Raw genomic sequence first — 12,278 nt, forward strand, 5'->3', positions numbered from 1 at the left:
CATGCTTGAGGCGCTCCAAGCCCAGAACGATCAGCTCCGCCGCCGCCTGGAGGCCCTGCTCCAGCAGGCGCGCAGCAATGAAGAGAAGCTCAGGCGCTTCGAGCGCCTGGAGCATGCGCTCATCGGCGCCGGCTCCCTCCTGGAGCTGCTGAGCGTCGTTCTGCAGGACTACCGCGAGAGCTTCGAGCTGGATGCCGTGGGCCTGTGCCTGCTGGATGCCGGCGGCGATCTGCAACGCTGCCTGGACGAGGCGGGCGTGGATCGCGGCGCCACGCTGCCGGGTCTTCAGCTGCTGAACACGGGCTCGGAGCAGCCTCTGCTGCTGCAGCTGGGGCACAGGCCGCGGCTGGGTCAGTTCCAGCCCTGGCGGCATGCCTCCCTGTTCGGGCCGGAACGCGCTTCCGGCCTGGCTTCCTGTGCCTTGCTGCCCCTGGTGCGTCAGGGGCAGCTGATTGGGAGTCTCCAGTTCGCGAGCCGCGATGCCAGGCGCTATGAGGCAGATGCCGGCACCGAGTTCCTGGAGCGGCTGGCCGCCGTCGTTGCCATCTGCCTGGACAACGTGCTCAACCAGGAACGGCTGCGCCAGGCTGGCATCACCGATGTCCTGACTGGCCTGCACAACCGCCGCTACTTCGAGCAGCGTTGCCCCATCGAGGTGGGCGAGGCTCAGCGGCACGGCCATGGGCTGGCCTGCCTCTTCCTGGATGTCGACCACTTCAAGCGCATCAACGACAGCCATGGTCATCCGGTGGGCGATGAAGTGCTGCGCCAAGTGGGCCAACGCATCCGGCAGCAACTGCGGGCCGGCGACACCATTGCCCGCTATGGCGGCGAGGAGTTCGTGGTGCTGCTGCCGCGCTGCCCGGACGAGCATGCGCTGGAGACGGCGGAGCGCATCCGCCGGGCCTTGTGCGAGACCTGCGTCGAGCTGCCCGATGGCGTGCGCCTGCCCGTGACCTTGTCCGCGGGCCTGGCCCTGCTCTCGCAGCTGCTGCCGAGCTCCCAGCTCCCGGTGCTGGCCAGCGGCCTGGTGGCTGCGGCTGATGCGGCGCTGTATGGCGCCAAGGCCCAGGGGCGCAATCGCATCGTGATGGCCGGGCCGGGCGCCTGCCAGGCCTTCAATCCAGGCGGCTGAGGCCCGGGTCCGTCGCGCTTGCGCCGGGGCGGTCTCCCTGGCGGGGGATGGGGGCTCGTGTCGACACTCGGGCCGGCAGCAGGCGATGGCCCAGCCAGGCGCCTGCCAAGATGGCGAGGCTGTTCTGCAGGCCCCAGAACGGCGGCATGCGCGCCGAGGTCAGCAGGGTGAAGGAGGACCAGACCTTGGTGGCATCCAGCTGAGCCAGGGCGAAGAAGCCTGCGGTGAAGGTGGACACCAGAGCCACACCCATGCCGATGCGATACCAGAGCCAGCTGCTGCGCCGGCTGCGCTGGCGCGCGCGCAGGCTGAAATAGGTCCAAGCCATGGCCAGCAGCAGGGAGGGCAAGGCCAGGCCCAGGAGTCGCAACGTCACCGCCAAGCCGTCCGCGCGACCGGCCAGCAGCCAGTTCAGCGGCGTCGAGGTGGCTGCCATGGCTGCCGCCAAACCACCCACGTAGAGGGCGAAACCGGAAAGAAAAGCCAGGGGACGGCGGTGGCTCTGCATGCTTGAAACTGCGGCGATGCGTCAGCCGCACGATACGGCCCCGGTCATGCTAGCGCCGCTGCAGGAGGCTGCCTCGTGAATTGTTGGCGGCGCCCTCAGGAACGCGTCTGCGGGGTGGCGTGGGGCCAGCAGAGGGGCTGGCGAGAGGCGCGGTCCGCAGCGGTGCTGGGCACTCTCGTCGCCATGAACCGACGGCGGGGAGCCGACGGTGATCAGGCTGGGGACGGTCGCGTCGCCCGAGTCCGCCACAAAGCCGTGCTCTTGGCGGAAGTGGTGAGATTCGAACTCACGGACGGGTCACCCCGTCGCTGGTTTTCAAGACCAGTGCCTTAAACCACTCGGCCACACTTCCCATGAACCCTCAGTCAATTTCAAGGCTGGTGCCTTGCGCCGCAGGGTGCTGTTTCCAACAGCTGGAGGCGGATTCTAGCCTTCAAAAACGGCCTGCCGAGCTGTGGGGCCGGATCAGGCCTACGCGCCGCAGGTCGGCGGGCAGGACTCCAGCAGTTCGCGCCGCCGCATGGCCAGGGCGAGTTCGTGCTTGCCATGGCGTTCCAGCCCGGCATAGGTGTCTGCCATCACATCGGCCGGATCGCCCTGGCCGAGCTTGAATTGCGCCTGGGTGTCCAGGATGCGGGCCCGAAAAGCCACGATGTGCTGGGCGAGCTGGGCCTTGCGGGCACCCATCTCGCTGCTGTGCCACGGACGGGGGAAGGGCGCCTCCACATGGGCAATGAGCGTGTCCAGGGCCGCTGCGGCGGCGTCGGCGTCATCCTGGAGCGTGATGTGGACCTGCATGTGGACAGCCTCGTAGTTCCAGGTGGGGGCGTAGCGGCGGTCGCGGAACCAACTGGTGGAGATGTAGCCCTGCGCACCACTGAAGGCGACCAGGGCCAGGGGCTGGCGGCGGATCAGCGCCAGCTGTGGGTTGTGGCGCGAAAAGTGGCCGATCAGCACGCCTTCGCCCTGGGCGTTGCGCTGCAGGACCAGGGGCAGCGGTGAAGCCTCGATGTGCGATCCCTCGCTGCTGATGACCAGCGCCAGGGGGTGGCGAGCGACCAGACGATCGATTTCACTGGCGTGGCGGGGACGAAAGATCTCGGGATTGTTCATGGCGGGAGTCCATTGAGGTCGGCAATGGCCCCATTCTTGATGCCGGACCTTGCTCAAGGAACAGCAGAACTGCAAGTCAGCCTGGCAAAATTGCCATTGGATGAACACCCTCCCGTAACCAGCCACGGGGCGGCGGGGATGAAGGAGTCGGCATGAAGGACCCCACGCTTGCCTGGGATGACTTACGCATGCTTGCGCAACTGGCCAAGGCCGGCGGGCTGGACGCAGGGGCTCGGCAGCTCGGCATCAGCAGCGCCACGTTGTACCGGCGCCTGCAGTCCGCCGAGCGCCAGCTGGGCGTGCGCCTCTTCGAGCGTGGGCGGGCGGGCTATCGACCCACCAGCGCAGGCCAGGAAGTGGTGGCGCTGGCGCAGCGCATGGCGCAGGACGTGCAGACGCTGACGCACAAGGTCAGAAGCCGCCAGGCATGGCCGGGCGGTCTCGTGCGGCTGAGCGTGGGGGACACATGGATGAGCGGCCCGCTGCCCGCCCTGCTGGCAGCCTACCGGAGCCGGGCCCAGGTCCAGTTGCAGGTCTGCAGCAGCAGCACACTGACCGACCTGGAGCACGGTGACGCCGATGTGGCCCTGCGCACGGGTGGGGTCTTGCCGGAGTCCCTGGTGGGGCGGCGCCTGGCTTGGGTGGCCTCCACGGTCTATGCCTCAAAGCGCCTGGGCGGTGTTCAGGCAGACCAGCTGGATACCCTGCCCTGGGTCGGCGTCGATGAGGCGCTCGCCCACCTGGATTCCGCGCGCTGGCTGGAGCAGCAGGGCTTGGGGCAACAGGTCTGCATCCGCACGAACTCGCTGGTTCATGTCCACCAGTTCGTCCGCCAGGGGCTGGGCCTGGGGGCCATTCCCTGCTTTCTTGGCGATACCGACCCTGAGCTGCGGCGGGTCTTTGATCCGCCCAGGCACTGGCGCAGCGAGCTGTGGCTGCTGACCCGTCCGGAACTGCGCAGGGTGCCGCGCATCCGCCTGCTGCTGGACGCCCTGTACGAGGGAAGCAGGCCCCTGCTGGACCTGATCGAGGGGCGCGGTGCTTGATGTGGCCCCGGGGCGTCAGCCTGGCTTCTGGGCCTGTGGGCAGCGGACTTGGATGATGTCCCGCACCAGGCCTTGTGCGTCCAGCGCCGCTGCGCTGAGCGAGCCACCCCAGACGCAGCCGGTGTCCAGCGCGAGCAGGTCTGGCCGCTGCACCAGGCCCAGCGTGGACCAATGGCCGAAGGCAATGGGCTGGCCGGCGCTGCGCCGGTCGGGGACCTCGAACCAGGGCATGAAGCCGGCGGGGGCCACGTCGGCGCCATCCTTGCTCTTGAACTCCAACCGCCCATCGGCTGAACAGAAACGCATGCGGGTGAGCACGTTGATGATGAAGCGCAGGCGGTCCGTGCCGCGCAGACCCTCATGCCAGCGATCCGGCTCGTTGCCGTACATCTCCTGGAGAAAGTCGGGCAGGTCCGGCCCGCGCAGCAGGGCCTCGACCTCGGCAGCCAGTGACAGGGTGTCGCTGCGGTCCCACTGGGGGACCACACCCGCATGGACCAGCAGCCAGCCCTGGGCTTCAGCGGCCAGGCGCTGCTGGCGCAGCCAGTCAAGCAATGACGCGCGATCCGGGGCGTCCAGGATCTCGCGCAGGGTGTCGCTCTTGCCGGGCTTGCGCGCGCCGTGGGCTGCGGCCAGCAGATGCAGGTCATGGTTGCCCAGCAGGCATTGCGCGGCATCGCCCAGGCCCTGCAGGCGCCTGAGGGTGCGCAAGGAGGCGGGGCCGCGGTTGACGAGGTCGCCCAGGCAGTGGATGCGATCCCGCGAGGGAGAGAAATCCAGGGTCTGCAGCAGGCGCTCCAGCGCGTCGCAGCAGCCCTGCAGGTCACCGATCAGGTAGTTCATCACCGGGATTGTGCGGTCGGAAACGTCTCGGGCTTCTGCTACGCTTGCGCGCTTCGACTGGTTTTATCGCGTCCGGCAAGGGTTTTCCCTGGAATTCTTCTGCCGTCCGGCGCTCTCCATGGATACCGCCTTACTTCTCTTTCTGCTGCTGCTCAACGGTTTCTTCGCGATGTCTGAAATGGCCTTGTCGGCCAGTCGCAAGGCGCGATTGCAGGTGCTGGTGGAGTCGGGTGAGTCCGGGGCGCAGGCCGCCATGGACCTGCATGACGACCCCACCAAGTTTCTTTCGACTGTCCAGATCGGCATCACCTCGATCGGGGTGCTCAACGGCATCGTGGGCGATGCAGCCTTTTCCGCGCCGCTGGCGGCCTGGCTGAAGACGGTCACGCCCCTGCATGACCGGCCCGTGGAAATCACGGCCACGGCGCTCGTGGTGCTCATCATCACGGTGGTGACCATCATCTTCGGGGAGCTGGTGCCCAAGCGGCTGGGGCAGATCTACCCTGAGACCGTGGCCCGCATGGTGGCGCGGCCGATGGAGTTCCTGTCCGTGGTGGCGCGGCCTCTGGTGCGCTTCCTGAGCTTCTGCACCGAGGCCACGCTTGGTCTCATGGGCCTGCGGGGCAAGGCACAGCGCAGCGTGACCGAGGAGGAGATCGCCGCCAGCCTGGAGGAAGGCCTGGACGCCGGCGTCATCGAGGAGCATGAGCACCAGATGGTGCGCAATGTGTTCCGGCTGGACGAGCGCCAGATCGGCTCCATGATGATCCCGCGTGCCGAGATCGCCTGGCTGGATGTAGACGACGGGCCGGAGGCCGTGCTCAAGATGCTGCAGGCCCATGGCTACAGCCGCTACCCGGTCTGCCGTGGCGGACTGGACGATGTGCTGGGCATTGCCAGCGCGCAGGGCCTGCTGGCCCGCGTGCTGGCCGGGCAAGACCTGGCCCTGGGCGAGGACCTGGAGCCGCCGGTCTTTGTGCCTGAGACCCTGTCGGGCATGGAACTGCTGGAGCACTTCCGGGCGTCTAATGCCCCGCTGGTCTTCGTGGTCGATGAATACGGTGAAGTGCAGGGCGTGATCTCTGTGCGAGATGTCTTGGAAGCGATTGCCGGCGAGTTCAACGCGCCCGGCGATGGCGATGCCTGGGCGGTGCAGCGCGAGGATGGAAGCTGGCTGATGGACGGCCTGATTCCAGTGCCCGAGCTCAAGGATCGCCTGGGCCTGAAGGAACTGCCCGAAGAGGATCGTGGGCGCTACAACACCCTGGCCGGCATGGTGATGCTGCTGCTGGGGCGCTTGCCGCGCACGGCCGATGTGGTGGAGTGGAACGCCTGGAGATTCGAGGTCGTGGACCTCGATGGCAAGCGTGTGGACAAAGTGCTGGTCAGCCGACTGGCAGAAGACGGAGAGAAAGAATGAGCACCCCCCCGATGTTTGGCAGCGTTGTCCCCCTGGACCGCGAGGCCCACAAGAAGCTGCACCTGCGGACGGATCTGTCCACCGTGGACAAGATCAAGGAACTGAACTCCATGTTCCTGACGACCGTGGAGTTCTCTGAGGCCTGCAAGGAGTTCCCCATTGTCTTCGTCCGCGCTGGCGAAGCGCCCAAGGATGGCGGCAAGCAGTCCGTGGCGCCCCTGGCCGTGCTGGGCCTCAAGCCCGGGCACAACCTGTTCATTCAGGACGGCAAGTGGACGGCCGACTACGCGCCGGCCTATGTGCGCCGCTATCCTTTCATGATGGCCCACATCGACGACCAGGGGAACATGGCCCTGTGCATCGACGAGCAATGGGAAGGCTTCTCCGAGACCGCGGGCTCGCCCCTGTTCGGCGCCGACGGCCAGGCCAGCGAGTTCCTGGTCAATGCCAAGAACTTCGTCGAGAGCTATGAGCGCGAGACCGAGCGCACCCGCGCGGCCTGCCATGAGCTTGTCGAGCTGGGCATCCTGCAGGACATGCGCTTCGAGTCCAGCAACGAGGCCGGCAACAAGGTCGACGTGGACGGTTTCATGACCGTGGACGAAAAGAAGCTGGCCGAGCTGGACGACGCCACCGTTGTGCGGCTGCACCGCAACGGCCTGCTGGCCCTGCTGGAAATGCATCGCGTCTCGCTGGGCAATATGGCTCGCCTGGCCCAGCTGCAACTGGCGCGCAAGGACTGAAACAGCGTCTGACCGCTGCAGCGCGGTCACGACGGCGTGAGGGGCAGGGTGACCTGCCCCTTTTTCATGGGTAGCGCCTGTCCCGGCAGACAGCCGTGGGCCGGTCGACGGCCTGTGCGGCCTTGTTGCATCCGTGGGGCTTGTACCGAGGCTGCTGTCACAAGCCGCTGTCAGAATCCAGCGTCCCTTTTCGTTGGGGGTTGACAGGCACATGAACAACATCCTGAGCCGCCGCGGCTTTGTCGCGGGTTCCCTGCCCTTGAGCGCTGCGCTGACAGCGGCCCTGGGCAATGCCGAGGCATCGCCCGCGCCCAGGCCCGCCGCGCAGTCGCCAGGGCTCAATGCGCCCTGGGACCAGATGGATGTACGCGAGCTGCAGGCCGCCATGCGTGACGGCAAGCTGAGCTGCGAGCGCCTGACCCGGCACTACCTGCACCGGATCGAGATGCTGGACCGCCGTGGCCCGCAGCTGCGCTCGGTGATCGAGCTCAATCCAGATGCCCTGAACCATGCCCGCCAGCTTGATGCTGACAGGCACAAGGCTGAGCGCGGACCGCTGTACGGCATCCCCGTGCTGATCAAGGACAACATTGCCACTGCCGATCGCATGGCCACCACGGCCGGGTCGCTGGCCCTGGCCGGCCTGCATGCCAAGCGGGATGCCTTCATCGTCAAGCGCCTGCGTGAAGCTGGTGCTCTGATCCTGGGCAAGACCAATCTCAGCGAATGGGCCAACATCCGGTCCAGTCGGTCCACCAGCGGCTGGAGCAGCCGCGGCGGCCAGACCCGCCACCCCTATCTGCTGAACCGCAATCCCAGCGGTTCCAGCTCCGGTTCCGCCGTGGCCATGGCTGCCGGCCTGTGTGCCCTGGCCGTGGGTACCGAGACCGATGGCTCCATCACCTCGCCAGCCAGCATCTGCGGCGTCGTCGGCCTCAAGCCGACCCTGGGGCTGCTGAGCCGGGACGGCATCATTCCCATCGCCGCTTCCCAGGACACCGCAGGCCCCATGACGCGTTCGGTGCGTGATGCTGCGCTGCTGCTGCAGGCCATGACCGGTCGCGACAGCCATGATGCCGCCACGCAAGACCTGCCCCCGGGTGCGGCGCTTGATTTCGAGGGCGCTTTGCGCAAGGACGCGCTGAAGGGCGCGCGCATCGGCGTCATCCGCGCCGCCATGCCGCCCCAGCCTCAGGTCATGGCCCTCTTCGAGCAGGCCCTGGAGGTGCTGCGCCAGCAGGGCGCAGTCCTGGTCGACAAACTGGAGATCCCCCACCAGGCCAAGTACGCCGAGACCGAGCTGACCGTGCTGATGCATGAACTCAAGGCTGGGCTGCGCGACTACCTGGCCGAATTCCAGCCGGATGCCCCGGTCAGAAACCTCGGCGAGCTGATCGCCTGGAACCGCCAGCACGCTGGTACGGTGATGCCCTTCTTCGACCAGGAACTGTTCGAACAGGCCGAGACCACGGAGGGCCTGGAGTCCACCGTGTACCGAGAGGCGTTGGCCACCAATCGCCGCTATGCGCGCACCGAGGGCCTGGACGCGCTCTTTGCCGAGCACCAGCTCGATGCCGTGGTGGCGCCCACCGGCAACGTGGCCTGGCTGACCGATCCGGTGCTGGGCGATCACTTCACGGCTGGGGGCTTCACCACGCCGTTCGCGGTGGCTGGCTACCCCCACGTCACCGTACCCATGGGCATGGCGGCGCGCCTGCCAGCGGCGCTGTCCTTTGGCGGGCTGGCCTGGCAGGACGCCAAGCTGCTGGGGCTGGCCTATGCCTATGAGCAGGCCAGCCGCCGGCGCGTGCTGCCGGCCTTCCTGAGGGACTGAAGGCTGTGGGCAGGGGCTGAGTCGGGGGGGGCTGAGGGTCAGTCCTTGCCTTGTGGGGAATTCGGGCTTGGCGAACGTGGCATTCCGCCCACATGGAAGACCCGATAAATCCCTGCGAATGCGGTGTTAACCCTGTGCTGATTTGGTTCAGATCACAGGGCGTGATGTAAGACTTTGTGTATGTTGTACGCAGCGATGTTTTTCACGGTTTTGATTCCGAATCGTCGCTAGACTGCGTCGACCTTGAACAGCTTGAGGGAGTCGTTGGATGTTTGCTGACAGTGCAGGTTTTCTTGCCGCCGGGGCCGTTGACGCCCTGCGCGCGACCCTGCGGTCTGGGGGCGCCAACACCATTGCTCCCGTGCGAGCGTTCCGCATCAGTGCGGCCATGTCCGCCAGTCAGCGCCTCCAGGCGCTCGAGCTGGTGGGGCGCAAGTATGCGGCCCGTGGCTACGCAATCGCGGCAAAGAGTGGGCAGCAGGCCGCGGCGGGCCGTGACGGCCAGGAGGCCGATCTGCTGACGCTGACGGCTGCACGCGAAGGCGCGGTGCTGGGCACCCTCAGCGTGCGCTTCGACGGCAGCGAGGGCCTTGCCGCAGACCAGGTCTTCAAGACCGAAATGCGTCAGCTGCGCGCGGGCGGTCGCCGCCTGTGCGAATTCACCCAACTGGCCATGGACATCGACGAAGCGTCCAAGCGCGTCCTGGCCTGCCTGTTCCATATGGCTTACTTGCAGGCTTTCCGCCTGCGTGGGGCGGAACTGCTGGTGGTCGAGGTCAATCCCCGCCATGTGGGTTATTACCAGCGCATGCTGGGCTTCCGCGTCTGCAGCGAGGAGCGTATGAATCCCCGCGTGAAGGCCCCGGCGGTGCTGATGTGCCTGGACTTCCAATACGCCCAGCAGCAGGTGCTGCGTTATGGCGGTCAACCGCATCTGGGTCCTGTGGCCCGCTCGCTGTACCCTTTTGGCTATTCACCGGCCGAAGAAGCGGTGCTGCTGGAGGAGCTGACGGCCTCGCGTCAGTAAGAGGTGGTCAGGGCCCGTGCGGGCCTTTCTCCTTGTCTCTCCCATGAAGTAGCCGGCGCAAGCCGGTTTTTTCTTGTGGCGGCGTGCGAGCCCCGGCTCAGGTGCTGCATGCCCTCGTGTCGGTGCTGCGCCATCCCAGCTGCCGTGACAGCTCCCGGGCGACGCGCTTGAGCTCGGTCGCAGACGGCCCGTCTTGCTGCAAGTCGAAGTTCCCGCTGGGGCCGATGGCCGTGAGGCTGAGCACCATGCGGCCGGCATCATCGAAGACGGGGGCCGCCAGGGCGGATACGCCGGCCACCACGCCGTCTCGGGACTGAGCCAGTCCCGTTGAGCGGGTCTGCGCCAGGATGCGCTCGAACTCAGGTGTGATGGACGCTGGCTCGCCGTCAGCGGCTTCATCCAGGCGCATGGCCTCCAGGACCTGCCCCAGGGGCAGGTAGGCGGCGAAGAGGCGCCCCGAGGCTGTGCCGCGCAGGCTCATCACCGTGCCATGGCGCATGCTCACATGCACTGGCGACGGGGCTTCCGCCACCCGCACGATGGTGGGGCCGTGGTTGCCCCAGACGGCAATCGCCACGGTGTGCCCCAGGCTCAGGGCCAGCTCCTCGATGCGGGGGGTGGCCAGGCGCACCGGCTCGTACTGCTGCAGGCTGATCAGCCCCAGTTGCAGGGCAAGGGGGCCCAGCCCGTAGCGCCCGCTGCCGGCCTCCTGCTCCACCAGGCCCAGCTTGATGTAGCTCACGAGGTAGGGGTGGGCCTTGGCCGGGGTCATGCCGGCCTCGCGGGCCAGGTCTTTCAGGGCCAGGGGGCGCCCCTGGTGTGCCAGGGCAATCAGCAACTGGCCACCCACCTCCACGCTCTGGATGCCTCTCGGGCCGCGGGATTCGCTGTCTTTGCCGGGGAAATCGGTGTCGTTGGACATGGGTGCGCAGATCGGTGTGGCGGCGCATTATCGGGTGCGCTGGTGTTGCGATCTTAAATTAGATATAGTCAAACTCATTCGCAAGGATTGAATTGATCATGAGCAAGACCTTTGCCTCCCAAGCCGATCTGGAAGAGAAGCGCGTCAGCTTCGAAAAGCTCTCGGACCACGCCTACGCCTATACCGCGGAGGGGGACCCCAACACCGGCATCGTGATCGGTGATGACGCGGTGATGGTCATCGACACCCAGGCCACACCTGTCATGGCCCAGGATGTCATCCGCCGCATCCGAGAGGTGACGGACAAGCCCATCAAGTACGTCCTGCTGTCGCACTACCACGCCGTTCGCGTGCTGGGTGCCTCGGCCTATGAGCCAGAGCACATCATCGCCAGCCAGGACACCTATGACCTGATCGTCGAGCGCGGCGAGCAGGACAAGGCCAGCGAGATCGGCCGCTTCCCGCGTCTGTTCCGCAATGTCGAGTCCGTGCCCGCCGGCCTGACCTGGCCCACGCTGACCTTCACCGGCAAGATGACCCTGTGGCTGGGCAGGCTCGAAGTGCAGATCCTGCAGTTGGGCCGCGGCCACACCAAGGGCGACACCGTGGTCTGGCTCCCCCAGGACCGCGTGCTGTTCTCGGGTGACCTGGTCGAATTCGATGCCACCCCCTATGCCGGCGACGCCTACTTCCAGGACTGGCCGCAGACGCTGGAGAACCTCGCCGCCCTCCAGCCCGCCAAGCTGGTGCCCGGCCGCGGCGCGGCCCTGCAGACGCCCGAGCAGGTGCAGGCCGGCCTGGACGGCACGCGTGCCTTTGTCTCCGAGCTGTATGCCGCCGTGAAGGCCGGCGTGGCCGCGGGGCGCGATCTCAACACCGTCTACCGCGAGGCCTATGCCGCACTGGAGCCGAAGTACGGCCAGTGGGTCATCTTCGCCCACTGCATGCCTTTCGACGTGACCCGCGCCTATGACGAGGCCAGCGGCCACACCCATCCGCGCATCTGGACCGCCGAGCGCGACGTCGAGATGTGGCGCGCCCTGGAAGGCCAGTGAGCCGCCAGAGTCCGCCCCGACGCAAGACCTGACCCCAAACGAGGACCCGAGGAGAAGCCATGAAGATCGAACGCATCCACCACGTCGCCTACCGTTGCAAGGACGCCAAGACCACTGTCGAGTGGTACGTCAAGCATCTGAACATGGACTTCGTGCTGGCCATCGCCGAGGACAAGGTGCCGTCCACCCAGGCGCCGGATCCCTACATGCACCTGTTCCTGGACGCCGGCAACGGCAACATCCTGGCCTTCTTCGAGCTGCCCAACTCGCCCGAGATGGGCCGTGACAGCAACACGCCGGAATGGGTGCAGCACATCGCCTTCAAGGTCGACAGCGTGCAGACGCTGGAAGAGACCAAGGCCCGCCTGCAGGCCGCTGGCATCGACGTGATCGGCGTGACCGACCACACCATCTTCAAGAGCATCTACTTCTTCGATCCCAACGGCCACCGCGTTGAGCTGGCCGCGGACGTCGGCACGCCCGAGATGTACAAGGCCCTGGACGCCTGCAAGTGGGAGATGCTGGAGGAGTGGAACCAGAGCAAGCGCGCGCCCAAGCACGCGGCCTGGATGCACGACAAGTCGCTGGCCGCGCCGCAGTAATCCCGCCTTCAACGCCTTCGCCGGCACCGC

At 66.8% G+C, this 12,278-nt stretch carries 12 protein-coding genes and 1 tRNA gene; 8 read left to right on the forward strand and 5 right to left on the reverse strand.

Annotation, left to right across the window (positions count from 1 at the left end):
- Position 1: 1 nt before the first annotated feature.
- Complete coding sequence (locus ACS5PK_RS16950) at positions 2–1,135, forward strand: DUF484 family protein (RefSeq protein WP_439441436.1); 1,134 nt, start codon at positions 2–4, stop codon at positions 1,133–1,135.
- Here the strand turns inward: ACS5PK_RS16950 and ACS5PK_RS16955 are convergent.
- The 3 genes from ACS5PK_RS16955 to ACS5PK_RS16965 form a co-directional block, all read right to left on the reverse strand.
- Positions 1,119–1,643 carry a hypothetical protein gene (locus tag ACS5PK_RS16955; RefSeq protein WP_439441437.1) on the reverse strand — a complete coding sequence of 175 codons (525 nt, stop codon included), beginning with the start codon at positions 1,641–1,643 and terminating at the stop codon, positions 1,119–1,121. The two genes, ACS5PK_RS16950 and ACS5PK_RS16955, sit on opposite strands and share 17 nt — an antisense overlap.
- 262 nt (positions 1,644–1,905) lie before the next feature.
- A tRNA-Ser gene (locus ACS5PK_RS16960) sits at positions 1,906–1,995 on the reverse strand.
- A 119-nt stretch (positions 1,996–2,114) separates the two neighbouring features.
- Positions 2,115–2,756, reverse strand: coding sequence for an FMN-binding negative transcriptional regulator (locus ACS5PK_RS16965; RefSeq protein WP_439441438.1), 642 nt, complete (start codon positions 2,754–2,756; stop codon positions 2,115–2,117).
- Between the two features lie 152 nt (positions 2,757–2,908).
- Here ACS5PK_RS16965 and ACS5PK_RS16970 point away from each other — a divergent pair, with 152 nt between their 5' ends.
- A complete protein-coding gene (locus ACS5PK_RS16970) occupies positions 2,909–3,802 on the forward strand; it encodes a LysR family transcriptional regulator (RefSeq protein ID WP_439441439.1) in 894 nt (297 codons plus the stop codon).
- A gap of 15 nt (positions 3,803–3,817) precedes the next feature.
- On the opposite strand, the gene ACS5PK_RS16975 is transcribed toward ACS5PK_RS16970, so the two are convergent.
- Complete coding sequence (locus tag ACS5PK_RS16975) at positions 3,818–4,645, reverse strand: symmetrical bis(5'-nucleosyl)-tetraphosphatase (protein ID WP_439441440.1); 828 nt, start codon at positions 4,643–4,645, stop codon at positions 3,818–3,820.
- A gap of 118 nt (positions 4,646–4,763) precedes the next feature.
- On the opposite strand from ACS5PK_RS16975, the gene ACS5PK_RS16980 reads away from it, so the two are divergent.
- From ACS5PK_RS16980 to ACS5PK_RS16995, 4 genes are all read left to right on the forward strand, one after another.
- A complete protein-coding gene (locus ACS5PK_RS16980) occupies positions 4,764–6,065 on the forward strand; it encodes a hemolysin family protein (RefSeq protein WP_439441441.1) in 1,302 nt (433 codons plus the stop codon).
- A complete protein-coding gene (locus ACS5PK_RS16985; protein WP_439441442.1) occupies positions 6,062–6,808 on the forward strand; it encodes a SapC family protein in 747 nt (248 codons plus the stop codon). Before ACS5PK_RS16980 ends, ACS5PK_RS16985 begins: the two co-directional genes overlap by 4 nt.
- 223 nt (positions 6,809–7,031) lie before the next feature.
- Positions 7,032–8,642 carry an amidase gene (locus tag ACS5PK_RS16990; RefSeq protein ID WP_439441524.1) on the forward strand — a complete coding sequence of 537 codons (1,611 nt, stop codon included), beginning with the start codon at positions 7,032–7,034 and terminating at the stop codon, positions 8,640–8,642.
- 268 nt (positions 8,643–8,910) lie between these two features.
- Positions 8,911–9,669 (forward strand): N-acyl amino acid synthase FeeM domain-containing protein, encoded by a 759-nt coding sequence (locus ACS5PK_RS16995; protein ID WP_439441443.1) that lies wholly within the window; start codon positions 8,911–8,913, stop codon positions 9,667–9,669.
- A 97-nt stretch (positions 9,670–9,766) separates the two neighbouring features.
- Here the strand turns inward: ACS5PK_RS16995 and ACS5PK_RS17000 are convergent, their stop codons facing one another.
- Positions 9,767–10,591: an IclR family transcriptional regulator gene (locus ACS5PK_RS17000; RefSeq protein ID WP_439441444.1), complete on the reverse strand. Its 825-nt coding sequence runs from the start codon at positions 10,589–10,591 to the stop codon at positions 9,767–9,769.
- 95 nt (positions 10,592–10,686) lie between these two features.
- On the opposite strand from ACS5PK_RS17000, the gene ACS5PK_RS17005 reads away from it, so the two are divergent.
- Together ACS5PK_RS17005 and ACS5PK_RS17010 are read left to right on the forward strand one after the other, a co-directional pair.
- Positions 10,687–11,646, forward strand: coding sequence for an MBL fold metallo-hydrolase (locus ACS5PK_RS17005; protein WP_439441525.1), 960 nt, complete (start codon positions 10,687–10,689; stop codon positions 11,644–11,646).
- A 59-nt stretch (positions 11,647–11,705) separates the two neighbouring features.
- Entirely contained in the window at positions 11,706–12,248 is a 543-nt protein-coding gene (locus ACS5PK_RS17010; RefSeq protein WP_439441445.1) for a VOC family protein, read from the forward strand.
- Positions 12,249–12,278 lie beyond the last annotated feature (30 nt).

Source organism: Roseateles sp. DB2, assembly GCF_051857535.1.
Taxonomy (GTDB): Bacteria; Pseudomonadota; Gammaproteobacteria; order Burkholderiales; family Burkholderiaceae_C; genus Roseateles_B.